This window comes from Shewanella sp. DC2-4 (genome assembly GCF_013248875.1).
GTDB lineage: Bacteria > Pseudomonadota > Gammaproteobacteria > Enterobacterales > Shewanellaceae > Shewanella > Shewanella oncorhynchi.
On record NZ_JABRVR010000002.1, the window covers coordinates 598521 to 623850 of the forward strand.

At 45.3% G+C, this 25330-nt stretch carries 20 protein-coding genes and 1 pseudogene; 11 read left to right on the forward strand and 10 right to left on the reverse strand.

The annotated features are described in order from the left end of the window. Positions 1 to 309: 309 nt before the first annotated feature. On the forward strand, positions 310 to 1338 hold the full coding sequence (locus HQQ92_RS03230; RefSeq protein WP_173242341.1) for an IS110 family transposase: 1029 nt from the start codon (positions 310 to 312) through the stop codon (positions 1336 to 1338). A gap of 223 nt (positions 1339 to 1561) precedes the next feature. Here HQQ92_RS03230 and HQQ92_RS03235 read toward each other — a convergent pair. Further along, positions 1562 to 2739 (reverse strand): annotated as a pseudogene (locus HQQ92_RS03235) (IS3-like element ISSba5 family transposase). 465 nt (positions 2740 to 3204) lie between these two features. Here HQQ92_RS03235 and HQQ92_RS03240 point away from each other — a divergent pair. From HQQ92_RS03240 to HQQ92_RS03250, 3 genes are all read left to right on the forward strand, one after another. After that, a complete protein-coding gene (locus HQQ92_RS03240; RefSeq protein ID WP_158497601.1) occupies positions 3205 to 3354 on the forward strand; it encodes a hypothetical protein in 150 nt (49 codons plus the stop codon). A 471-nt stretch (positions 3355 to 3825) separates the two neighbouring features. Beyond that, complete coding sequence (locus HQQ92_RS03245) at positions 3826 to 4860, forward strand: DUF2235 domain-containing protein (protein WP_173243089.1); 1035 nt, start codon at positions 3826 to 3828, stop codon at positions 4858 to 4860. 76 nt (positions 4861 to 4936) lie between these two features. Further along, positions 4937 to 5764 (forward strand): cobalamin-binding protein, encoded by an 828-nt coding sequence (locus HQQ92_RS03250; RefSeq protein ID WP_173243092.1) that lies wholly within the window; start codon positions 4937 to 4939, stop codon positions 5762 to 5764. A gap of 62 nt (positions 5765 to 5826) precedes the next feature. Here the strand turns inward: HQQ92_RS03250 and HQQ92_RS03255 are convergent, their stop codons facing one another. Next, complete coding sequence (locus tag HQQ92_RS03255) at positions 5827 to 7218, reverse strand: NAD-dependent succinate-semialdehyde dehydrogenase (protein ID WP_173243095.1); 1392 nt, start codon at positions 7216 to 7218, stop codon at positions 5827 to 5829. 217 nt (positions 7219 to 7435) lie between these two features. Further along, positions 7436 to 8554 (reverse strand): glycerol dehydrogenase, encoded by a 1119-nt coding sequence (locus tag HQQ92_RS03260; RefSeq protein WP_173243098.1) that lies wholly within the window; start codon positions 8552 to 8554, stop codon positions 7436 to 7438. 471 nt (positions 8555 to 9025) lie between these two features. Between HQQ92_RS03260 and HQQ92_RS03265 the strand changes: the two genes are divergently transcribed. The 3 genes from HQQ92_RS03265 to HQQ92_RS03275 all read left to right on the forward strand — a co-directional run bounded on the left by HQQ92_RS03265 (position 9026) and on the right by HQQ92_RS03275 (position 10443). Beyond that, positions 9026 to 9541 (forward strand): ATP-binding protein, encoded by a 516-nt coding sequence (locus HQQ92_RS03265; protein WP_173243101.1) that lies wholly within the window; start codon positions 9026 to 9028, stop codon positions 9539 to 9541. A gap of 30 nt (positions 9542 to 9571) precedes the next feature. After that, a complete protein-coding gene (locus HQQ92_RS03270; RefSeq protein ID WP_173243103.1) occupies positions 9572 to 9967 on the forward strand; it encodes a GNAT family N-acetyltransferase in 396 nt (131 codons plus the stop codon). Positions 9968 to 10059: 92 nt separating this feature from the next. Then, on the forward strand, positions 10060 to 10443 hold the full coding sequence (locus tag HQQ92_RS03275) for an MAPEG family protein (protein ID WP_105251622.1): 384 nt from the start codon (positions 10060 to 10062) through the stop codon (positions 10441 to 10443). Positions 10444 to 10452: 9 nt separating this feature from the next. On the opposite strand, the gene HQQ92_RS03280 is transcribed toward HQQ92_RS03275, so the two are convergent. Next, positions 10453 to 11916, reverse strand: coding sequence for a PLP-dependent aminotransferase family protein (locus HQQ92_RS03280; protein WP_173243106.1), 1464 nt, complete (start codon positions 11914 to 11916; stop codon positions 10453 to 10455). Between the two features lie 117 nt (positions 11917 to 12033). Here HQQ92_RS03280 and HQQ92_RS03285 point away from each other — a divergent pair, with 117 nt between their 5' ends. Then, positions 12034 to 12492 carry a GNAT family N-acetyltransferase gene (locus HQQ92_RS03285; RefSeq protein ID WP_028759274.1) on the forward strand — a complete coding sequence of 153 codons (459 nt, stop codon included), beginning with the start codon at positions 12034 to 12036 and terminating at the stop codon, positions 12490 to 12492. 128 nt (positions 12493 to 12620) lie between these two features. On the opposite strand, the gene HQQ92_RS03290 is transcribed toward HQQ92_RS03285, so the two are convergent. Then, entirely contained in the window at positions 12621 to 13688 is a 1068-nt protein-coding gene (locus HQQ92_RS03290) for a tartrate dehydrogenase (RefSeq protein WP_173243109.1), read from the reverse strand. A gap of 96 nt (positions 13689 to 13784) precedes the next feature. On the opposite strand from HQQ92_RS03290, the gene HQQ92_RS03295 reads away from it, so the two are divergent. Both HQQ92_RS03295 and HQQ92_RS03300 read left to right on the forward strand, forming a co-directional pair. Continuing rightward, entirely contained in the window at positions 13785 to 14699 is a 915-nt protein-coding gene (locus HQQ92_RS03295; protein ID WP_173243112.1) for a LysR family transcriptional regulator, read from the forward strand. Between the two features lie 264 nt (positions 14700 to 14963). Continuing rightward, the gene (locus tag HQQ92_RS03300; RefSeq protein WP_254306297.1) at positions 14964 to 16106 is read left to right on the forward strand and encodes a glucosaminidase domain-containing protein; all 1143 of its coding nucleotides are present in this window, start codon (positions 14964 to 14966) and stop codon (positions 16104 to 16106) included. A 203-nt stretch (positions 16107 to 16309) separates the two neighbouring features. Here the strand turns inward: HQQ92_RS03300 and HQQ92_RS03305 are convergent, their stop codons facing one another. The 5 genes from HQQ92_RS03305 to pyrC form a co-directional block, all read right to left on the reverse strand. After that, complete coding sequence (locus tag HQQ92_RS03305; RefSeq protein ID WP_173243115.1) at positions 16310 to 18364, reverse strand: toxin-antitoxin system YwqK family antitoxin; 2055 nt, start codon at positions 18362 to 18364, stop codon at positions 16310 to 16312. A 241-nt stretch (positions 18365 to 18605) separates the two neighbouring features. Then, positions 18606 to 19418 (reverse strand): glutamate racemase, encoded by an 813-nt coding sequence (gene murI, locus HQQ92_RS03310; protein WP_173243118.1) that lies wholly within the window; start codon positions 19416 to 19418, stop codon positions 18606 to 18608. Positions 19419 to 20352: 934 nt separating this feature from the next. Beyond that, positions 20353 to 21174 (reverse strand): toxin-antitoxin system YwqK family antitoxin, encoded by an 822-nt coding sequence (locus tag HQQ92_RS03315; RefSeq protein WP_173243121.1) that lies wholly within the window; start codon positions 21172 to 21174, stop codon positions 20353 to 20355. A 300-nt stretch (positions 21175 to 21474) separates the two neighbouring features. Next, a complete protein-coding gene (locus tag HQQ92_RS03320; RefSeq protein ID WP_173243124.1) occupies positions 21475 to 22521 on the reverse strand; it encodes a hypothetical protein in 1047 nt (348 codons plus the stop codon). A gap of 131 nt (positions 22522 to 22652) precedes the next feature. Continuing rightward, positions 22653 to 23684, reverse strand: coding sequence for a dihydroorotase (gene pyrC, locus HQQ92_RS03325; RefSeq protein WP_173243127.1), 1032 nt, complete (start codon positions 23682 to 23684; stop codon positions 22653 to 22655). 353 nt (positions 23685 to 24037) lie between these two features. Between pyrC and HQQ92_RS03330 the strand changes: the two genes are divergently transcribed. After that, entirely contained in the window at positions 24038 to 25300 is a 1263-nt protein-coding gene (locus HQQ92_RS03330; protein ID WP_173243130.1) for an efflux RND transporter periplasmic adaptor subunit, read from the forward strand. Positions 25301 to 25330 lie beyond the last annotated feature (30 nt).

The window sequence follows — 25330 nt, forward strand, 5'->3', positions numbered from 1 at the left end:
CCGCAAAAAGCGCGGCGGGGACAAATACTCACTGGGCTTCGCCCAACAACGTTCGCATTTGCCCCTTGGCAAAGCGTTAATGGTCAAAAGCAATGATCTCTGAATCACAATACTGGAAAAATGACCTACAGAAGAACGTCGAATTCTTCCACAACAAGCTGCATCAGACGACTTGGAGGGAAGCTTCCTTTGCTGCTTTAGAAAAAAGAGTAATGCTGTCTTTGTAGTGATGTGATGGACGCCTCAGCACCTAAGCTTGCAGTATTATGCCAAGCTTAAAGCTGACAAATAGTTCTGGAGGTATCCATCATGGATATTAAAGTTATTGGTATCGATTTAGCCAAAAATGTTTTTCAAGTTTGTGTTTGTCTTATGGATAACTCTGTCATGAGTAACAAAAAGGTTAACAGAAACAAGCTGCTCGATAAAATTAGACAATTCCCCGAAGGTAGTCTTATTGCTATGGAGGCCTGTGGTACGGCGCATTACTGGGGAAGACAATTTCAAGCTCTTGGTTATCAAGTGCAATTGATCCCTGCTCAACATGTTAAGCCATTTGTTGCAAACCAAAAGAATGATGCCAACGATGCCCTCGCTATATGCGAAGCGGTTTTCAGACCTAATATCCACATGGTTCCAGTTAAAACTGTTGAGCAACAAGACATTAAAGCATTACGTTGTGTACGTAGTCGTCTCGTTCAAAATCGAACCGCCATGGTCAATCAAATTCGAAGCCTAGCGAGCGAGTCTGGTGTGATCTTCTCTGTCGGCAGGTTGCAATTACAAGCGTCACTTAGCCGTATTTTAGCAAATAATGAGCATGAACTGTCTCATACGCTTCATTACCTGTTAAAACTTTTATATGAAGATTTATGTGTTTTAAATGAGAGAATTAATCAAATCGAGCGCGACATTAAAGCGCTATGTCAAATCCAACCTCGCTACAATGCATTGCTGTCGATCCCTGGCTTTGGACCATTAGTCACAGCAAGCTTTATGAGTGAATTAGGTTCGGCTCATCAATTTAAAAATGGCCGGCAATTATCTGCATGGTGTGGCTTAGTGCCATCGCAATCGAGTTCTGGTGGAAAAGTTCGACTAGGATCGATCACGAAAAATGGCAGCTCAGAACTACGTGTTTTACTCATCCATGGCGCCAGAGCCGTTGGCCGATTTGCGAGCAAACGTGATGATAGACTTGGGCGATGGTTTAATGCACTTGCGTTAAGGCAAGGTCGACACAAAGCCGTTGTCGCATTGGCCAATAAAATAGCGCGTATAGGATGGCGGATCCTCACGAGTAACGATAATTTCGACGTTAATAAAGCGTTTGCGTAAGACGTTAAGCATCACGTAAAAGTTTATATGCACTGATGAATAAACGGTCAACCGTACCTATTAGAGCCTGACTTGACCAAGGCATTAAATGCCGATGTAGTGATAAGGTAATAGGTTTCGGATTTACATCATGGCGCGGGTAAAAAGCCTATTTAGACGCCGAATATATGGTAGTGAACCAATCATTCAAAAGTGTTGTAAAAGCTGAGGCGTCCATATATGGTCAAGTAAAATTGGCCACGGTTTTAGAGTCATTCCAATATAAACGTTCTGACTCATTTGGCGTTAACCCACCATTATATTGATGGGGTCTGGTCTCACTGTAATATCCAGTGATGTAATTTGTGATCTCTTTATCTGCTTCTGTAAAATTCCCATAACCACTGGCAGGTATCCACTCAGATTTCAAACTTCTAAAGAAACGCTCCATTGGTGCGTTATCCCAACAATTCCCGCGGCGACTCATACTTTGCTCAATCTGAAGACGCCATATTAATTGTCTGAATTTCAAGCTTGTGTAATGCGAACCTTGATCGCTGTGATATATCACATTCTCAGGCTTACCCCTTAACTCAAATGCCATTTTCAAAGCTTTACAGGTCAGCGCACTATCTGGTGATAATGACAAAGCCTATCCAACAGGTTTGCGGGAAAATAAGTCTAAAACAACGGCTAGATAGGCCCAGCGATTACCGACCCAAACATACGTCACGTCGCCACACCACACTTGATCTGGTTGAGTTACTGCAAACTGTCGATTAAGCGTATTGGGGATTGCAACATGCTCTTGTGTCGCTTTCCTATAAGAATGCTTAGGCTGCTGACAGCTTAATAACCCAAGTTTTTTCATTAGATTACGGGCTCGATAACGACTGAGACCAATCCCTTTGTTAGTCACTAATTGCGCTATCGTTCGCGCACCGGCAGAGCCATGACTAATACGATGTGCGGCCTTCACTTCACTGCATAAAATAGTAAAGTCTGTATCAATATGTTCTTTTCTTTTTAGCCAATACTTATAGCTACTTCGATGCACTTTGAATGCATTACAAATTGTGAGAATAGAGTGGCTCTGCTTGAGTGCGCTGATTAGCGTAAATTGTTCATCGAGTCTGACATCAAGAGAGCGGTAGCCTTTTTTAGGATAAGATTGTGCTCCTCAAGACGAGCTATTTGCTTCTTCAGCTCACGGATTTCAATTTGTTCAGGGGTAATCGGAGATGCTTTTGGTGTGCCACCCTGGCGTTCTAGTTTTAACTGTCTCACCCATTTATCCATAGTGGACTTACCTACGTTCATCGCCTTTGCAGCTTCGATGATGCTATGGTTTTTATCGAGGACTAATTGGGCTGCTTCAAGTTTGAATTCAGCACTAAATGTTTTTCTGGTTGTCGATCTCATGTTTTCACCTAAAGTCATCTACGAGGTAATAATATCACCTCTATTTAGGTGGCCAAAATTAGTGTGCCACTACATATGTTATTAATCAAATAATACATAGCTATACGTTTTTATTCGCTTTCAAGTCAAAAGATAATATCGAAGGCATTCTGTTCAACTCGGATCGCAGCAAGAAGAAGGAACTATATATGCTAAAAATCGCTGATTTTATCGAATTACTATCTCCAATAGCACAGTGCTACATCGGGAGAACAATCATGCAAAGAAACAGTGATGGCGAAATGGTCGTGGTTCATAGTGAGTAAACCATTAACAAGGCCAAGCACATCGCCCGCAAAAAAACGCGGGCTGGACCTCGCTATCGCTCGGCCCGTGTTGGCGGCGTTACCTATAGAAATCTTTATCCGAAACAGACGCGTTAGAGTTAAGGCTTTAACACGGAAATGTCTCAAAACTGTGTTGCGTATGTCTTTTAAATCTACAGGTTACGCTAAAGCCAAAACGGTGAGCCGTGGTGATTTGCGAGACGACCGTCCGCCCCATGGACGGGGCGGTCGAGCATCCAAGGATGGACTGGCTGCGAGTCGACGAGCAAATGGCATGGCAAACCTATAAGTCGGGGCGGTCGAGCGGCTTGGACAACATCCGTGTTTAATTGCCAGTTCGCCATCCATGGCTCTCGTTCATAAGCTTAGAAACCCTAGGTTTCTATTCACAATGTCGTCGAGCAAATACCATGGAGCGCCCTTCAATAGGGGCCTGCATTTAATAACCAAGCAATACCCTTCTATATTTAACGCTCCTCAGTCTAACTCTTGTTAAAGAAAGCATTAATCTTCTCTCGTACGAACATTACATATGCAAACTATAGCGGCATCTTATTGTTCTAATTTGTCAGCTTAGGTTTTTATGTCACTATAGGTTTTTTGCTGCGACGTTAGCATGTAAAGCAAGATGAGCTTTTAACGCCTTGAATCGCTGGTAAACAAGGCTATTGAGGCTGTTATTCTTGGTAAAACCCGTTAGCGTCTGTATCGACAGCTTTTTACCTGTGAGATTGGGCATCAGTGACTCAAGGATGATGCGATGAATAAACGTATTGTGATTTGTGCCGATGGGACTTGGAATCGGCCCGAGAAAGATCTTAAGGTCGATTTCCCCACCAATGTGCTACGCCTCGCGCGTGCTATCAGCCCGATAGCGGCTGATGGCAAACCCCAACAAGTATTTTATGATTGGGGCGTGGGTTCCTATTACGATCAAGCCATTGGCGGTGCGACAGGGCGCGGTTTACATAAAAACATCATGGATGGGTATCGCTATATAGTGCAAAACTATTCCCCAGGCGATGAGATTTATCTCTTTGGTTTTAGCCGCGGTGCTTACACTGTGCGTTGCTTGTGTGGTTTGATTAATAACTGCGGCATACTCAAACGTCCCGATGCGGCGTTGATTCAACAAGCTTTCGACCACTATAAAAAAAGCAGTGCGCCCTTTGCGCCTGATGGTGAAAAATCCCTCGAATTTAGAGCGAGATACAGTCATGAATCACGGGAAATCAAGTTTGTTGGCGTGTGGGATACCGTTGGTGCTATGGGGATCCCTATTTCATTTTTAGGCTTGTTCGAAGATAAAGACGAGTTTTACGACACTAAAATTGGCCGCAATGTGCGCGTTGCCCGCCATGCGTTAGCCATAGATGAACACCGCAGTGATTTTGAGCCGACTATTTGGCAACTGCGTGACAATATGGACATGCAGCAAGTGTGGTTTGCGGGCGCCCATAGCAATATTGGCGGCAGTTATAAACCCGATAAAGACGGTTCATTGTTGTCGGATATTGCACTGTTGTGGATGATATCCGAGGCGCAGAAATTTAATTTAAGCCTAGAGCCACACTTAGCCGCGAGTGTGCATCCAAATCCGCTTGCGACCTTACATAACTCGAGACGCAGTTTTTATCGGATAAAACAGGAATATTTGCGACCACTCGACCCTGAGCAAGTCCCAGTACTTTTGCATCATTCGGTGAAGGCCCGCTGGGATCAAGATCCTCAGTATCGCCCCAAGAATCTACAAACTTATATCGAACACTATGGCTGGCCAGAGCAGCTAGTTTAACTCTATAACCCCAAGTGACCTGAAGAGACTACGCCTGCATCTTCAGGCGGTTTGGGGATAAATACTAAGGCATATCATGATTAAGCGACACTTAGCTGGACTCGTTTTTGGGCTTAGCTTGTTTCTTCCCCATAGCGTATTGGCGCAGCCCGCTAAACGCATTATTGCGCTCTCTCCCCATGCGGTGGAAATGCTTTACGCCATAGGCGCGGGCGATACGATTGTGGCCGCAACCGATTATGCGGATTATCCCGAGGCGGCAAAAAATATCCCGCGTATTGGTGGTTACTATGGCATTCAAATGGAGCGGGTGATGGAGCTTAATCCCGATCTGATTGTGGTGTGGGATTCGGGTAATAAAGCCGAAGATATCAACCAGCTTAGGACGTTAGGATTTAACCTTTATGGTAGCGATCCTAAAACCTTAGAAGGCGTCGCCAAGGAGCTTGAAGAGTTAGGCCAACTTACGGGGCATGTTGAAGAAGCAAGCAAGGCTGCGGCCGCTTATCGCGCTGAGCTTATCCGATTGCGGGTTGAAAATGCTAAAAAATCAGAACCTAAGGTATTTTATCAACTCTGGTCGACCCCCTTGATGACTGTCTCTAAAAACAGTTGGATCCAACAGATCATCAGTGTGTGTCATGGACAAAATGTGTTTTACGATGCCGCCAGTGATTATCCGCAAGTCAGTTTAGAAAACGTCTTGCTGACCTTGCCCGAGGTGATTTTGCAAAGTGAGGAAGAAGGTAATGTGAAAGGGGTTGATTGGCGCCAATGGCCAGAAATTCCTGCCGTGAAGAAACAGCATATTTATCAACTCAATGCCGATTTATTACACCGCGCGACGCCCAGAGCTTTGCTTGGCGTTCAAGCCTTATGTGATGCCTTGGATAAAGCACGTTAAATAAAACGCCTGACTGATTATTCCGTCAGGCGTTTAGTCAGATGTTGCTATTTTCTAAGCGTTTAGAAAGGCGCGTTGATGTCGACCACATTAATCAGCTTGTGGTTTACAAACTCTTTCAATCCTAAATCAATCAACTCGCGGCCATAACCTGAGCGGCGCACGCCACCAAAGGGCAAGTCGGCTTTGACCATAGTTGGATGATTGACAAACATCATGCCTGTGGAAACCTGCTTAGCGACCGCCAGCCCGCGTTGGGTGTCGGCGGTAAACACTGAGCCACCCAGTCCAAAGGGCGAGTCATTGGCGATGGCAATCGCCGCTTGCTCATCTTTCACCCTGTGGATACTGGACACAGGGCCGAAGAATTCCCAATAGTAGGCTGGGTTATCTGGCGTCAGGTTTGTCAGTATTGTTGGCTGCACAAAGGCGCCTTGCTGCGGCACTGTAGGACCTACTTCGGTCGCGGTTGCGCCGTGTTTTACGGCATCACGGATCTTCTGCTTCAACTCATCGGCCGCGCCTTGGGAAGACAGCGGCGCTAGCGTAGTGGCCGAGTCCATAGGATCGCCCGCTTTTAGCGCTTCGATCCCCTTGATATAACCCTTCATAAATTCATCGTAAATGGCTTCAACTAAGATCATCCGCTTAGATGATGTACAGACCTGTCCCGCGTTCCAGTGACGGCCAAACACAGCCCAGTCGATAGTTTTAGGCAGATCGGCATCTTCAAGTACGATAAAGGCATCTGCGCCACCCAGTTCTAGGGTGGACTTTTTCAGTGCCTTACCCGCCAGAGCGGCAATGATCGATCCCGCATCTTCTGATCCCGTGAGCGCAACACCATGCACTTTGGGTGAATTGATGATCTGTTCTATCTGCTCTCGTGTGGCATACAGATTTTGGAATGCACCTGAGGGCAGTCCGGCATCGCGCATTAAGCCTTCAAAGGCCGCAGCGCACTGGGGCACGTTGGATGCATGTTTGAGTAGTAAGGTATTTCCGGCGGCAAGCTGCGGCGCTAAGATGCGCGCAATTTGGTAGTAGGGAAAGTTCCAAGGTTCGATGGCCAATAATACGCCCAGCGGCTCATTAACCAGTATCGCTTCACCTTCGGCGGGATCGGCAACCGGCAGTTTTTGCGGTGCCAGCAGTCGCTCGGCATGTTCGGCGTAGTATTCGAAAATTTGCGCCGACAGTTCGACTTCAGCTTCGGCTTCTGCTGTGACTTTGCCCATTTCTAAGGTCAGTAGATTGGCGTATTTGGATTTGTTGTCTCTGAGGATCTTCGCTGCCTTAGACAGTATTGCGGCCTTGTCGGCAAAGGGAGTGGTTCGCCAGCTTAAAAATGCCTGATGGGCGGATTCTATCGCCTGTGTGACTTCGGTATCTGTTGCATTTGGAAATTCTTTAATGAGCTTTCCCGTAAAGGGATTGGTTGTTGCATAAGCCATATGTGCCTCCAAGCGTTTAACAAATAGAGCGTAAATGCCAGCTTTGGCATCGAGGGTGGAAATGTCTTGTTTGTTGTGGACTCCCTTGCCATTGATTATGTGGCAAGGAAGCCTAGGATGAACGGTAAATTCGTGTGGCAGCAGGAACTGTTTCAGTAGTATTAATTAATAAAATCATATGGTTGCCACCTGCGGAGTACACGTCATATTGTTACGGTTAACAAGCTTCAGCTGTTTTATAGCGTTCAGCCATGGCATTGGCGGCTATCATGGCTTGATAGACATCATCTGCGGTTAATTTCATCGGCATATTGCCCATAGTATCGCCCTCTGCACAGGCTATCTCAGCCACTTTGCGCCACTCGGCCTCGATAAAGGTTTTCAGCCCTAAATCTGCGAGAGTGAGCGGTAGTCCCGCTGTTTTGATGATGCGGATAACGTTATCGATTTCGGTTTTTGGGGCATTTTCGAGCACGAGCTGAGTTAGCAGCCCAAAGACGACTTTCTCGCCGTGCTGAGCTTTATGTAAGTCTGCCACCGCTGACATACCATTGTTTACGGCATGGGCGGCGGCTAACCCGCCCGCTTCTGCACCAACACCACTGAGATAGATGGTGGCTTCAATGGTTTGCTCTAGCGCAGGTGTGACTATTTTGTTTTTAACGGCGTCCATAGCAGCTTCAACATTTTCAGTCAGTAACTGATAACAAAGTTGGGCCAATCCCAGCCCTGTGCGGGAAGGCTTTTTCAGGACTAGGTTGACGCCATCTGATTGATAGCAGGCACGAGCTTCAAAATAGGTTGCCAGTGCATCGCCTATGCCTGCCGCAAAAAATCGGGCCGGAGCCGCGGCGATAATAGCAGTGTCGGCAACTACAGCATCTGGGTTCTGTGGCAGAAACAGATAGCGTTCAAACTCACCTGTTTCGGAGTAGATCACTGCAAGTGCAGTACAAGGCGCATCGGTTGAGGCAATTGTGGGGTACAAGATGACTGGCTTTTTTTGATAGAAGGCGACGGCTTTGGCGGCATCTAAGGTTTTTCCACCGCCAACTCCAACAATAACGTTGGTATGATGCTGTTCTGCCAGCGCGCCTAAGCGCTTTATCTCGGCTTCGCTGCACTCATAGTTGAATTTTTCGAGGTGGCTGCTGATCCCATTTTGATCTAGCCCAGCGACCGCTTCATTCTTCACGCGGCTGAGGATAAATTCATCGCAGATGATAAAAGCATTGTCACCAAAGTCCTTAACATAATCATGCATTTGAGCTAATAGGCCCTTGCCGATAATGAATTTTTTAGGGGAAGTGACGGTACGTGGAACGACAGTGCTCATAGAGCCTCCTTTGCACTTATGACGGTTATCCTTTCATTCTTACCCTAGCATACGCCTAAATTAATGTCATAGCATGAATGGTGGCAATGTTTTTATTGCTAAGCGTAAATTACTACTTTAGTGCTTAATTGTTAGATTAATAATGTGGTTTATTGTTTTATTTTTCGAGTTAAATGCTTTGGTTTCTCCCTGATTTAAGGCAAGGATAGGGCGCAGAGAGCGAGGCGATCTAAGCGGGCGAAGAGATGTAAGATCTCAAAAAAAGCTAACGGTGGATTGTGCGAATAGCGGTAAACGTCTGCTGTCTAAACACTGCATAGTCATTAATGTAATGGGATTTTATTACCTTAAACTCGTCCCAAGTCTTGCTCGGTATTCATGCTTTATGTGATGCTCTGTACTGTCGTTCATTGGTGTCATAGCGAGTGAAATCGTCGGCTGAGATAAAAGACCAGTAATCAAGGAGTGAAGATGACACAGCAGAATGCGTTAGGACAATTGGTCAGTAAAGGTAAGTTAATATTCTTTTGTGGCAAAATGGGCGCAGGTAAATCAACCTTATCGCGACAAATTGCTGAGGCCGAAAACTGTATTTTAATCTCGGAAGACGCATGGCTGGCGGCGCTATATCCCGATGAAATTAAAGATTTTGATACTTACTTGAGCTATTCCGCTCGCCTTAAGCCTTTGCTTAAAAAGCATGTGAAGGAACTGCTCTGTTCGGGTGTTTCTGTGGTCATGGACTTTCCCGCGAATACTATCAATCAGCGCCTGTGGTTTCGAAGCATTTTTACTGATTGCGCCGCCCATAAACTTATTTATCTTAATCACAGCGATGCGCTTTGTTTGAGCCAACTCGATAAACGCAGACAAAGCCACCCTGAGCGCGCTATGTTCGATACCGAGGCGATGTTCTGGCATGTGAGCGGTTATTTTCAGCCGCCGACTCTGGATGAAGGCTTTGATCTTGAGGTGATAGAAAGATAATTATAGTGAATAAAAACAATAGGAAATATCATGTACCAAGTGCTTGAGGAGGTTGTTTCAGCCAATGATTTTGTTCGCCTACGACAGATTTCTGGCTTAAGCCCTAGACCATTGGAGGGCGCCATTAAGGCTTTGCCAAGGAGTTTATATGGCGTGCAAATAAAGCTCGCTGAGCAGACTGTGGGTATGGGGCGTGTGGTTGGTGACGGCGCGCTCAACTTCGAAATTGTCGATATCGCAGTGGATCCTGAGCATCAAGGTAAGGGATTAGGGCGGCTTATTATGCAGCACATCATGGCTTATCTAGATCGTGAGGCTTTTGAGGGCGCGTATATTACCCTGATGGCGGATGTGCCTGAACTCTATGAAAAGTTTGGCTTTAAATTTAGTCGTCCCGCAAGTGAAGGCATGTATATGGTGAAATAACGGCGCTAACCAATACACTTGTAACTTAGGCACTTATAGCAGTAGAACTCAAACAGTAGAGCTCAAAACAACAATCAAAGGAAGATTACCCCATGAATACCTTACTTATTTGCTTATTTGTCGCCATGTTATTGCCATATCTTGCGAAAGGTCCAGTGGCTTGGGCTATGGCAAAGACGGGTGGTTACGATAATAATCATCCCCGTGCTCAGCAAGCACAGCTAACCGGTTTTGGCGCTCGCGCTTTAGCAGGACATCAAAATGCCTTTGAATCATTGCTGGTGTTTGGCCTAGCCGTATTAGTGGTTATCGCCACGGGCAAAGTGAATCCCACCACTGAGTGGCTCGCCATCGTCCATGTCGGCGCCCGCTTTGTGTATCACATCCTCTATCTTGCCAACAAAGGCACCTTAAGATCCCTCACATGGTTTGTTGCTATCTTCAGTGCTTTCGGGATTTTCTTTCAGGCTTTTTAAGCTTGGATATTAAAGGATCTGCGCCAGTTTTTTGATACTTTCCCGCAGATCATCAGGCGTATGAGCGGCATAGCCCAGTAAGATTGCTTGCCTTGGATAGGGCGCTTGGCAATATCGAGACAAAGGCTGTGCACCTAAACTGAGTTGGCGGCATTTATTGATCACTTCCTCTTCGGTTAAGTTGCCTTTTAGCCAACATACGAGGTGAATACCTGAGTCAGAGGTTTGAACGGACAATTTATCGGGCAGATACTGCTCAATTGCCGCGATTAACGCCGTTTGGCGTGCTAAGCAGGCTTTTCTCACTCGGCGAACATGCCGCGCGTAATGTCCTTCGGCGATAAACAACGCTAATGTTGCTTGCTCTAGGTGAGCCGTGTGCGTATCGGCATAATATTTTGCCAACTGGAAAGCCTGTATCAGTTTAGGGGGCACCACCAAAAAGCCGAGTCGTAATTCGGGTAGCAGCATCTTGGAAAAGGTGCCTGCGTAGATCACCCGCTGTTGTTTATCGAGTCCCTGCAGTGCCTGAATTGGGCGGGCGCTATAACGAAACTCGCTATTATAGTCATCTTCTAAAATCCATTTACTCTGCTCAGCGGCCCAATCGAGTAAGGCCAATCGTCGTGGCAGACTTAGTGTTCCGCCGAGGGGGAATTGGTGTGAGGGCGCGGTAAAAGCCAGTTTCACTGAGGGCCACCGCTGGATCGCATCGGCAATATTTGTGCCCTCATCATCAACACTCACAGGACGAACTTGCATATTTTGCGAGAGAAAAGCGCCTAAAGCCCCGTCATACCCAGGTTCATCAAGCCAGACTTCATCTCCCTGTTGGAGTAGTACCTGTGCCGTGAGGTTAATGGCCTGCTGAGTTCCATTGACTATGATGATCTGCTCAGGTGTGCAATTGAGGCCGCGGGTCGAACGCGCATAGTCACTTATCGCCTCACGCAGCGGCAAATACCCCGCTCTATGGTTTGATTTACCTAAGGTTTTACGCGATTGCCGCCAAACTCGGCCTAACAGCCGCCCCCAAAGTTGGTGCGGGAAAAGATCGACGCATCCGACGCCAATATTAAACATGCTATGGCTGTGGTCCGTATTCCCCTTCGCTTTTAGTCGCGCCATTTCTATTAACTGTGGATTAATTTCTAAATCGGAATCAAAGGCTTGAGCGCTTTCTCTGGCACAGTTTGGAATATCGATCAGTTCATCGGGAATGGTATCTGACACATAAGTGCCCGATCCCGGTTTAGTCAGCAGATAGCCTTCATCAATCAGGCGCTCAAACCCTTGCAGTACTGAGTTACGTGAAATCTGCATAGTTTCCGACAAGGCTCTGCTGGATGGGAGCTTCATTCGCGGGTGTAAACGTCCATCAAGAATGGCCTCTCTAAACGCATGATAAAGCTGATCTTTGAGGATGCCATCTTTGAGTTGCAAGTGAGGGAAATTGGATTGAGGTTTTTTCATTTGCTAACTGGTACTGTAAAAAATACAAAAAGTGTACCTTATGCGGTACCACAATTGAATCTAGAATCTTGCTTCAGTAAAACTGAGACCATTTACTTAATTTCAAGGAGTGCGCTAATGTCCAGCCAATCACTAACAGTAACCATTGATATGGTTAAAGAAACGGACTATTCACTCTGGTTACCACACTGGCGTGATTACCAGACTTTTTACAAAGTGGCGTTATCAGAAGCGACCACCCAAGCCACGTGGCGCCGATTCTTCGATGACCAAGAACCTATTTATTGCGCCGTCGCAAGAGAGGGCCAAAACTTACTCGGTTTTGTGCACTATGTTTTTCATCGTTCTACTTGGGCCGAAACGGATTATTGTTATCTTGAAGACTTGTTTGTTGCCCCAACGGCAAGGGGGCAACATGTTGGAAAACAATTGATTGAGTATGTAAAGCAAGCGGCCATTGAACACAACTGCGCGCGCCTGTACTGGCATACACAGGAAACAAATTTAACCGCGCAAAAACTCTATAACTGGATTGGTGAAAAACCGGGAGTCATTGAGTACAGAATGCCACTGTAAGGAGGGGCCTTTAATTAACGCATTAACTGGTTAGCTTATTGATGCGTTTATTATCAGCGGCTTGATAGTCTAAGCCCCTTTCAATCCTAATGCTAAAGGGCTTTTAGCATTAGGTTTTAATGCACGTTTTAATTGCGACTAATCGCAGCGATCACCGCATCGGTCAGTTCCCAAGTATTTGCCGTTCCGCCCATATCGCGGGTTAAAGACTGCTTATCTTTCAATACGTTTTCTATCGCGCTGAGTATCAGGTCGTGCATTGCGCCATAACCTAAATGTTGCATCATCATAGCGCCTGCCCAAATTGTCCCTAAAGGATTGGCAATACCTTGGCCTGCAATATCTGGCGCCGAACCATGAACCGGCTCAAACATCGACGGAAATTCCTTGTTTGGATTGATGTTCGCCGAAGGGGCAATGGCGATAGTGCCAGTGCACGCAGGGCCAAGATCAGACAGGATATCGCCAAACAAATTTGAGCCAACAACCACGTCAAAATGCTCGGGTTTCAGCACGAAATTTGCCGTCAGAATATCGATATGATATTGGTCGACCTTAACATTGGGATACTGTTTTGCCATTTCCACGACGCGACTATCCCAATAGGGCATAGAGTGAAATATGCCATTGGATTTGGTCGCCGAGGTTAAGTGCTTTGCTTTGCGGCTTTGGGCTAAATCGAAGGCATATTTTAAGATGCGATCTGTGCCACGACGGGTAAAAATGCTCTGCTGGGAGACAATCTCATGTTCAGTGCCTTCATATTGAATGCCGCCGACGGCGGAATATTCGCCTTCCACGTTTTCACGTACTACATAAAAATCGATATCGCCGGGCTTTTTACCCGCGAGTGGGCAGGGCACGCCTTCAAATAACCGAATAGGCCTAAGGTTCACGTATTGCTCAAAGGCTCTGCGGATCGGTAGTAGCAATCCCCAGAGTGAAATATGGTCGGGAACTCCTGGAAATCCAACCGCGCCTAAGTAGATGGCATCAAAGGATTTTAGTTGCTTAAGTCCATCCTCTGGCATCATGCGACCGGTTTTATGGTAGGTTTCACAGGACCAGTCGAAGTAGGTCCACTCAAACGCTACACCTAAGATTTTTCCTGCGGCTTCGAGTGTGCGTATCCCTTCGGGGATCACTTCTGTACCTATGCCATCTCCGGCAATTACGGCGATTTTTACCTTAGACATCTTCGACTCCAATAGGGGATTCTGCGTTTTTTGTATGTTATTCCATATTCGTATCGTGTATGAATAGGCTAAATGTTTTGTTAAGGATTACGAATCGTGAGTCAACTGCCGCCACTTGAAGATTTACGGGTCTTTGTTATCGCCGCAACAAGCGGGGGATTTACAGCCGCTGCGGAGCAATTATCTTTTTCGCCAGCGTATGTGAGTAAACGCATTGGCCTATTAGAAAAAGCGCTCGGAGTGCGCTTGTTTCTGCGCTCTGCCAGAAGTGTCAGCCTCACCTTAGAGGGTAAGATTGCCTTGGAATGGTCCGAACGTTTGCTCGATACCATGGAGCAAATGAGCCTTGAAATTAGTTTAGAGCAGCAAGTGCCACGGGGGCGATTACGTATCGCAACTAGCACAGGATTTGGCAGCCACTGTATTGCGCCGATTATTTCAGACCTCGTGTTCCACTATCCCGAATTAGAAGTTGATTTAGAGTTGCTCGACCGCCCGGTCGATCTGGTCTCTGAAGGTTTTGATCTGGAGATCCGTGTCGGTGGCGAATTGCCACCGCAAATGATTGCTAAGCGTCTTGCGAGTAATTATCGGGTATTGGCGGCATCGCCGACCTATATCGACACGCATGGCATGCCAAACAATCTCGCGGCATTAGCCGAGCATAAGTGCATAGGGATCCGCGAGCGCGATCAAAACCATAGAGTGTGGCGATTGGAAAGTGCGGCTGGCATAGCCTCGGTTGATTTAGCGGCTTCCTTGATGACCAACAATGGCACAGTCGCTAAGCAGTGGTGTCTTAAAGGCCACGGTATTATGTTGCGCTCCATCTGGGATTTACAGCAAGATTTCTTAAGTGGCAGATTAGTCAGAGTACTCCCCGAGTATCATCAATCCGCTGAAATTCATGTAATTTATGCTTCACGATTAGAAACGTCTGCCAAACTTCGCACCTGCGTCGCCTATCTTGAAGAGGCTTTACCTCGTTTTGCTGGCACTGGAATAAGTTGATTTTATTTCGCCAATCTCTATTGGCGAGTGAACGCTCGCTATTTTCATATTGAGTTTAAATAAATCAAGGTGTTGGATTTAATTGCTGACATTGGGTCAAGAGGCGGCCAAGAAGGCGCTCGTCCTATTCTCCTTAATAAAATGATCCTAATAGGCCATTTTGTATATCTATTAAGCAAACAGTCAGGTTTTTACTGTTACCTTACGCCCCCGATGTATTGGCTAATCCCATTGCAACCGTTTTACCTTAGTTAAAGAGATACCATGTTTATAAAGTTTAAGCTTCCCGTTGCTATGCTCGTACTCATTGCTTTGTCTGTTTTATGCTCTTCGGTGTATGTGCAAGAAACGCGAGTAACTAAGCTGATTTCAAATAGGCTGCCAGTTGATACTCTTAGCTTTCAGTCTCAGACGGCTTCCAATCCTTTAGTTGCCAGTCAGAGTGCTCTGCATCATATGCAGAGTTTGCCAAAACTGATGACGACTTCCCTGGCGCAAGCGAATCAAGGTGCTGTTGCCAATCCAACGGTTGCTGAACATTTCTCATCCCCAAAAATGCTTGAGCAGTCATCCTTAGATAATCCAGAGATTAAACAACTGAGTCTGAATATCAGTTCTCTCGATGAACTCATGGGCTTGTTTGACTCGCTTAATTACACGCCAGAAAGCTTTCGTGATGGTAATAAATCGGTCCCTAGATTGACCTTTGATGCCGTGGGAGAGGGCTGGAGTTCAGTGTCAAGCCTACTCCCGGTGAAGCAAAAGAAAATGGTGTTTCTTAGGATGATTGCCCCTTTAGTCTTATTGGCGAATGAGAAAATTTTACAAGAAAGACAGGTCATTATGTCTGCCCCCCTCGATGATATTGCGTTATTAGCCTTAGGGGTAAAGTACAAAGTAATAAGCAGTGAAGATAAACCGCTGTTAGAAGCCCAAAGACAAATGCTACTTGAAAGGGTGGATATCCTGCCACCATCGTTAGTGTTAGCTCAAGCGGCAAAAGAAAGCGGTTGGGGCACATCGCGATTTGCCCGTGAAGGTAATGCATTATTTGGGCAGTGGGATTTCAAGGGTAATGGTATGGAACCTAGGCAAAAGCGCCAAGGTTTAGGCAATTATGGTTTAGCACGATTCGATACACCATTTGCTTCAGTAGAAGGGTATTTGTTGAATTTGAATACCCATAATGCTTATCAGAAGATGCGAGATTTTCGTGCCCAATCAAGACAAGCTAATCAAGCTGTGACAGGCTCTGCACTTGCAGGGACGTTAGACCGATATTCGGAGCGTGGTCACGCCTATGTTGAGGCGATTCGTCAGATGATCCGTACCAATAAGCTATATCTGGTGGATGATATTTATTTAAGTGATGACGCACCATTACATCTATTAACAAGAACAAACTAAGTGATTGGTAAAATAACCATTTTCACTTAGCCTGAATAAAGCGCACTTTAATTAGACTTATATAGGTCAATTTAATCAAGGGCATCCGCATTACCCTATATCCCAACTTTAAACTTTGCCTTTTTGCTGGTAATTGTCTTCAAGGTCTTGAGTTAACCATTAGGATAAAAGGATAAGCAGTGCCTGATGTTCGATATTAATGTTTACCTTTCTGTAATCGCATAACTTCCATCTGTGTTATAGCGGATGGTAAACCCCTTTTTGTCACCATCGTGGTAATACTTCAGGGACAGTAATCGATCCTTGTTATCGATTTCATATGTCCAGCCACGTTGCTCATTGTCGCTGTAATTGGACATTGAATAACCGCCATCCTTCTTGTAGCGGATGCTGATTTGACTGTCTTGCCCCTGTTCATTATTTTGCAGCTTTTGGACATGTCCCTCTTCATCGAATTCATATTCTTTGATGAGGTTGCCATGATGATAATCAGAAAATTTGTATAATTTTCCTTTACTATCATAATAATATTGTTTCCCATGCTTAATCGATGGTGTATTTCTAAAAGGGGCATTCAGTATGTCCTTACAGTCATTGCTATAGGGATTTTCTCGCATTATGCACTCGTCTTGGGAGGGCTTGACGGGCAGGGTTTCGTCATATTCATAATGACTTAACTCCATAAGCCGGTGATTATGGTTAGGATCAAAAATCGCCTGCATGCCATGGTACTCACCTTTGCGATAGTGCCTAATGCCACTGGCAACATCCTGTGCTGAGTACCAAATACTCTGACCATCGAGCAGGCCCTGCTTATAATGCTTATTGGCAAAGAGCACATTTTCATCGCTGATTAGTTTTTCTTCACCTTCGCGTAATCCATTGAGATAAGTCACTTCGATCCGTGATTTCTTGTCAGTTTTAAATACCCAAGGGCCAGTGCGCTTGCCATCAAGGTAAGCCCCGTTACCCACATAGTTGCGGTATTCGCCAAGCGAGACTTTATCTACCCAAGGGCCTTGTTTAATGCCGTTTTGATAGTGACCTTTATTGCCATTGCTCTCAAGCCATTCACCGTCTTTGACGCCGTTGCGATAAATGCCTTTTTCAGACAATCGCTTATCACCTGTGTCTGCGCCATATTCGGGCTCATAGATTTCATATGGGCCATCGAGCACTCCTTGATTGTAATGGGCAAAACCGTAGTTATCTGCCTCATCGAACATGGACTGTGCAATCCATTTACCTTGCTTTTTGCCGTCAAGATATTCACCTTCCCAATAGCTTGCTTGGCCGTCAGCCTCCATCCATTTACCGACTTTTTTGCCTTGTTTGTACTGACCATTCAACATGATATTGGCATTACGGTTATCGTAGGCGATATAGGGGCCATCGAGCACACCTTGGGCATAATGACTTTCAAGCGCAAGTCCAGCCCAAGAACCACCGAGATTCATATAATCATAAGCTGGGCCCGTTTTTGGGATCTCACCCTCACCGCTGTTTAGCCAGTTCACATCATCGGCTTCAAAGACAACGCTCACCAACACAAAACTGCCCTGTTGTTCGCGATAATCATTGCGATAAAAGTGGGTCACTAAACTGTATTGATGCTCGCGGCCTTGGGCATCTTTATCTTTGCGGGTGAGGGGATAACGTAATTTATATTCGTCCGCGGTTTTCACATCGGCGGGTAAACCTTTAGCATTGCGATAGCCGATTAAGGTTGGTTTGAGCTTGGTTGATCCATCGATAATCGCTTTAATGGCAGGATCTTCAATCGCCTCAACATCATAGGTCATGCGATATTGCTGCGGCGGAATTTGGTTTAACACTTTGCGGGTGTCGCTGACGGTAAATGACGATAACGTCGGGGCGACTTCATCCAGCACAACTTGAAGGCGTGGCAGCTTAGTGAGCTTTGAATCCTCAAAACCATAACCCCGTAAATGCTGGCCATCAGCATCTTTAAGCATGACCACGACTTCTTTGTCGCCACCCTTATCAAAGTCATAGTAAAAAACGGCCACAATTTCAGCCGTACCATAATCATCAAGATGTACGCCGGGCGCATCGCCGTCGGACATTTCGCTCCACACTTGATTGTCTTTTTGGTGAAAATTAAGCCATTGGCCATTTGGTAAATCGACAGTGGGATGGACGGCTTTGCCCGCAGCGCTTGCCGCAGGAATAACCGTTAAAGAGGATAACAACATCATGCCCGCTGCAGTGAATAAACTGCGAATCGAAAGTTCCATTTAACTACACCTTTTACACCGATAACTTGCGCCTCATGCGCACCAGTAAACGGGCCGAATTTTATGCGAAGACAAGCACTTCAGGAAGTAGCTGATACAAAAAAGGCCGCAATAGCGGCCTGTTAAGATCCAATATTTAACAATCAGCGATGGTACATAGCATTTATTTCGTGGGTGTCTTTTAGGGTAATCATTTAGATTTCTTTGAAAACGGGTTTTAAAAGAAAATGAGTTAAAAATATTACAATAACAGCTGCTTAAATTTAATGGAGCACTGAAGCAGTGCTTCAATTTTGCTTTGTTTCGCTTGTTCTGAATCTACATTCCCAGTGGTGTAAAACGTTATTTCTGGATCGAGTATCGGGCTACACGCTTGGTGTTCGATTTTCAACAATGAGTGCGTTCGATTAGCAATGGCGAATCCAGAATCAATGACGGTAACGTGGTGGGGAAGGGCATTTTTGATTTCTGCATTGATAAGTGGAAAGTGAGTACAAGCCAGCACTAATACATCGGTATTAAACGCATCGGGTTTGCTAAAAATACGCTGAATTTCCTGAGTTACAATGTCGGGATCAAGCCCATTGCCGAGAAGTTTTTGCTCTGAGGCGAGAACCAGCACTTCAGAGTCTTCTACTAAAACCTTACATTCTGTGGCGAAATTCGTGATCAGCATCTTAACATAAGCTGAGTTCACCGTGGTGTGAGTGCCAAGTACCATCACTACCTTTGATTTTGATAACGAAGCGGCAGGTTTTATCGCAGGGACAACGCCGACAATAGGTAGATTGAGTTCAGCACGAAGTAAGTCTAGCGCAATGGTACTCGCTGTATTGCAGGCGATAACGATGATATCGGGTTGAGTCAGTGAGCTTGCTTTGGATATAACGTCTAAAATTCGCTTTTTAAGTATATCGTGTGGCTTTTTTCCGTACGGGAAAAAGCCAGCGTCAGAGACGTAACTCAGCCGTATGTTGGGGATTCTCTTTTTTATTTCGGCCGCGACGGTAAGTCCACCTGAACCTGAATCAAAAACTAATATTGAGCTATCCATTGCACCTACCTTCACATAATCAACACATTTAATTTTGCCATAGACACAGGAGCGTTAGTCGAATTGGCATACGGCTTCAAGAGGCGCATTTTGCTCTTTCAGCTTATTTTGATCAATGAGGATATGTTTGGTTAAGACTTTTTCGTAAACAAAAAATCTTTTGGTGAGTTAATGCTATCTACCGCTGGGTGAGATCATGAATACTCAGTTTTGTCCGCAGTTTAGTTTGGATGCCAACTTAATCCTTCGTGCGTTTGTAAATATTGGTGGAGCTTTAATTCCCATAACCATTAAGCACTATCATTCTAGTGACACGCCGACTTTGGTTTTAAAATAGTCGTCCATGTATGCTCGAGAATGGAATCTGCTGTATAGGACATAATAATGTCGCGATCACATGGATGTGAATAAGCGACCATGCCACGGATGGTCACTTCCATGGTAGTGCTTAATTTGGGTTAATCCCTGTGTATGTCAGATGGTTGATTCTTAAAAAATTCATGGCTGTCCGCTTTTTTTACTGCCATGCGTGGTAATACGCAGTTCAAGGCCGATCTGAGTTGGGCAATAGAATTTATTACCACCAAATGTTATCGCAGCAAGCAGTCAAAAACAAAGCACGACAATAGCTTAGAGTTGATATGGGCACATTTAGATGCTTAAGGTACAGGCTATGAACAATGGATGTCTTGATAATATTGATAATAAAGCAGAAAAAGAGTTATGGGAGTCCTGACTTTCGCTTATATGCTCAATGCCTAGCCGAGCAAGCCGAGTCTAGTGACCAAAAGAAATCGAGCTTGGATGAAAACCGCATTTCTTGAAAAGATATTAATGGCTGGACTTGCCAAGGCGGACAAAATATGAACATTCACGCGATTACCCTGGGAACCAGACGAGATAAGTCTGGTTCAGTGAATTGCAGATTTAAATTTTATTTATTTTTTACCATGATTAATTGACCATCTTTATAAATCTCTTCAGATGCTAATTGCCCATCGTCACCATAGCTTTTAAGGACTCCTTCTAATAAGTCATTTTTATAAGTCCCTTCCTCCATCAATTGACCACTTTCATAATATCGCTTATATGGACCTTCTTTTAGATTATTTTCAATAATTGCATCACAATTGACCTTTCCATTTTCATAATAATGTATAGAGTGGCCATTTTCCAAACCACTTTTATACGTCATCTCCCACCACAACTGACCACTTTCATAATAATATCTAGAAAGGCCTTCCTGCTTACCATCCTTACAGAAAACCACTCCCCACAATTGACCATTTTCATAATATGATTCACAAATTCCTTCTGGAAGTCCATTTTTCTTAGTTCCTTTTCTCAATATCCTCCCACTTTCATAATATCTATTATAAGGACCATCTTCTAATCCATTATTATAATTCCCTACAAGCCTTACAGCGCCATTTTTATAAAATATCTTGTAAGGGCCTTCTTCTAATCCATTTCTATAACTTCCTTCCTTCTCCACTCCGCCATTTTCATAATATTTTTTGTAAGGGCCTTCTTCTAACCCATTTTTATAAGATCCTTCGAACAATAGCAAACCATCTTCATCATATGTTTTAAAAGGACCGTCTTCTAGACCATTTCTATAAGTTATTTCCCTATATCCGTCACAATCATCACTTTCATAATACCTTTTACTTTTCCCAGTAAAAGGTATTTGTGTATCTATTTCATAATAGATCCCATTTATATTTTGCAATTGATTAAAATCTATTTCCTTCATCGATAACTCCTTTTTTATCTATAATTCTCAATGCTCTCACACCTACCATCGGTGTTTTTCAAGGTAGTAGGCACTCCTTGCTCAAATATTATGCTTCAAGCTGAGCTTGCACTAAGGCCTCGGGTGTCGCTATTTTTGCGGTTAAATTGCTCAAAGATGATTCCTTACTGAAATGAATTAGCTCGAAATGGATTGCTGTGTCGGGAGGGAAAGAGTGCTTGTCGTCGCGCTACTATCATCGCACTACTATCATCGCCATGACTGCTTTCTTTCCCTCTAATATTTTCTCAGTTAAGTACACTATTCCAATATCTTAAGCTGTGTTTTTCCCCATTGGGTGGCATAGGGCATGGCTTCTTGCGGGCTGAGGATAAACTCATTTTCACAGCCATCGCCGCGGGGCGTTTCCCAGAATTTGATGCCCTTTGGCTCGAGGGTGAGCTGGTAATATCCCGAGCCGTCGGATGTGGGGCATTCTGCGTCCGGTGCTTTGCCAGCAAACAATTTGTCCCTTAATGCTGGGGGTAAAGGATGACTCATACCCTCGAGCATGCTTTGTGGTTGAGTATCGGCGAGAAACCATTGCCATGGGTGGAAAGGTTTGCCGTCGTTAAGGGAGAAACTCACAAATTCTTGGCTGATACCATTGGCGCCATAACCTGCCGCCCAGCGATATAGGCGCACACTGAGCCAATGCTGATTAATAAAAATCGGTTCGGCAAAGGTTTCGTCAGTTACAAAACTGCCCATTTGTGCCAGCATTCTGCGGCGAGTGTCAAAGGTTTGTGCTAGTTGGGCTTCATCGGTGAGCTTATGTTCAAGCCATTGATTAATTGTCAATATACCCGTTTGTGGGCCTTTAAATTCGATACCTACATCTGTGCCAAACGTCAGCGGGCGATACTCAATATTTTCGTAGCTTTGCCATTTACCTCGGCTGAGTTTTGGCGTGGTTTCTAGCGGTAGATTGTAAGCATCGGCACCACAATCCTCGACCTTATCTGGGCTGATTTCTCGCTCAAGTTGCACTGGTAACGATTTACTCGCGGTATCTTTAAACCAATGGCCGCTCAGTTTTTGTGGCGTGACACTATCAAACTGCCAATTTCCTGTATTGCCTTCTTCTTTCCACAGTTCATCTTGCTGCTCGAGTCTTATCGGCGTTAAGTAGCGTTGATAGTAATAACTGCCTGTTCCATATTGATTAAAACAAATTCTGACCTTGCTTTTACCTAACTGTCCCTGCCAGATCCCTGTGAGTTCATTGGCCGCAAAGGTCGGCAAAGAGATCGTGGCGGTCAGCAACAGGCTTGAAGATAAAACGGAGAATAATATCCTTGTGGGCATACTGATTTTCTCTTAAAAGGTGATAAGTAAGGGCCGTATTCTAAGCGCAGGATACTGACCGATTGTGGATTAAAAATCAAAATCTGATAAAAAAGTCGCCCGTAGGCGACTTGATGTTAAAGACTTAAGGCTTACTCAACTTGCCAATCAATGGTTTCTCCAGCACGAATAGGCACGACGTTAGTATCGCCAAGCGGGTAAGTTGCAGGAACATCCCATGACTTTTTGACCAGCGTGATGGTATCGGTATTGCGTGGTAGATGGTAAAAGTCAGGGCCGTTAAAGCTTGCGAACGCTTCGAGTTTATCCAGCGCATTGACCGACTCAAATGCTTCGGCATACAGCTCAATGGCGGCATGAGCCGTGTACGAACCCGCACAGCCACAGGCCGCTTCTTTCTTATCCTTGGCGTGTGGCGCTGAATCTGTACCGAGGAAAAACTTCTTGCTGCCGCTTGCCGCTGCACCTAACAACGCCTGCTGGTGGGTGTTGCGTTTTAAAATCGGCAGGCAGTAAAAATGCGGACGAATACCGCCTGCCAGCATGTGATTGCGGTTATACAGTAAATGGTGGGCCGTGATAGTCGCGGCCACATTGTCTGAGGCTTGAGTGACAAAATCAACTGCATCTTTGGTGGTGATATGCTCAAGCACGATTTTAAGCGCTGGGAAATCGGCGACAATTTTACTGAGGATATTTTCAATAAAGACACGCTCGCGGTCGAAAATATCAATGGCTGAATCTGTGACTTCACCGTGGACTAAAAACAGCATACCGACTTCTTGCATGGCTTGGAGTACGGGATAGATGTTTTTAACATCGGTTACGCCGGAATCTGAGTTAGTCGTCGCGCCCGCTGGGTAGAGTTTAGCGGCGACAATTTTACCCGAGGCTTTGGCCTTGCGGATTTCATCTGGGCTGGTTTTGTCGGTTAAATACAACACCATCAAAGGTTCGAATTGTGAGCCCGCGGGCACTTGCGCTTTAATGCGATCGTAATAGGCCAGTGCGGTTTCGGTATCGATAGCGGGGGGCACTAAGTTTGGCATCACGATGGCGCGGCCCATATAGCGGCTGATATCGCGCACTGTATCTTTAAGCTGGGCGGCGTCTCTTAAATGAATATGCCAGTCGTCTGGGCGAGTGATTGTTATTGTGGTCATAGGGTTTTCTTTTGATCGTTTTTGCTGCGAGGGTGGCGGGATCTTATGTGGCAAGGATTTTACTGTAAAGGGAAACTCGGCTGTTTTGGTTAATAAATCTAGATTTCTAGACCCTAGAATCTAGGAACTGCTTTTTTTCAATCGGACACTTTTCATTTCTCTGCTGCGGACACTTTTAAATGAAAGCGCCAGTGTCCGCGGACACTTTTATCTGCAATTTTTTGTTAACGTTTTGAAATAATATGATTTTACTTGTTTGGCATAGGCTTTGCTAACTCTAGGGTAGAGATTTCCAATAGTGTCCGTTGATACGTTCCGGCACTGATGATTCCAACAGGGAAGCGAGTAAAGCCATGATTAAAGATACTAGCGGCCAAGATACAGTACTTGTGCCATCGACCTCTAAACGTCTTAAGTTACCGCTGATCATTGGCGGTTGCGCCTTATTAGTCAGCGCCTTAGTTTGGGCGAGCTTGGGCACTGATAGCGTGAGCAAATCCTTAAGCCGCAGCGACATCACTACCGCAAAACTCTTCGTTGGAACGTTAACCCGCGATGTGGCGACCACAGGTAAAATCGTGGCGGCCAATGCGCCTATTTTGTATAGCACAGAGGAAGGTACTGTGACTCTGCTCAGCAATCCTGGCGATACTGTTAATAAGGGCGATGTGGTCGCCAAACTTGATAGTCCAAGACTCACTAATCAGCTAGAGCAAGCCAAGTCCCTATTAGCGGGTATGGAGAGTGCATTAGAGCGCGCTAAGTTGGATGCAAGACGCGATCAATTACAAGCTTATCAAACCTTAGATATCGCAACGGTCGATCTTGAAGCGGCGGATAGGGAAAGCCGACGCGGAGAGGAACTGATTCAAAGTCAGCTTATTGGCCAGATTGATTATGAAAAGGGCAAAGATGATTTACACAAAGCCAAGCTGAAGTTTAAGCATGCAGAGCAAGAAGTTGCGTTAACGAAAGATACGTTAACCTTTGAGATTAAAAATAAAGCCCTAGAAGTTGAGCGTCAAACTCTCGCGGTGCGTGAATTAGAACGCCAAGTCGATGCCTTGAATATTGTTGCACCTGTTAACGGCATTATCGGTAACTGGATTACCGAGCAGAAAACCCGTCTTAGCGCTAACCAACCGATTTTAACCGTCGTGGATTTAAGCGCCTATGAGGCTGAGTTAGCCGTGCCTGAGTCCTATGCGGATGATCTGGGTTTAGGCATGGAAGTCGAGTTGAGTTTTGGCAGTATTAAGTTAATGGGCAAGTTATCGTCGATTTCCCCTGAAGTGCGTAACCGTGAAGTGACCGCTAGGGTGCAATTTGACCAAAGCGACAGCCTAACACTGCGCCAGAATCAACGCATCTCGGCCCGAGTGTTATTAGAGCACAGACCCAATGTTCTTATGGTAAAACGCGGCGCCTTTATGACCAGCGGTGGAGGTAATGTGGCTTATCAAGTCGAGGGCGATTTAGCCAGCCGTCGTGAGGTTAAGCTCGGCAGTACTAGCCTGAGCCAAGTCGAAGTGCTTGATGGTGGCAAAGCCGGAGATGAGTGGGTTATTTCAAGTGTCGACCCTTTTAATCACGCCGAACAGGTCAGAATTCATTGATGACCGATATTCGTAAATTATTAAACAACC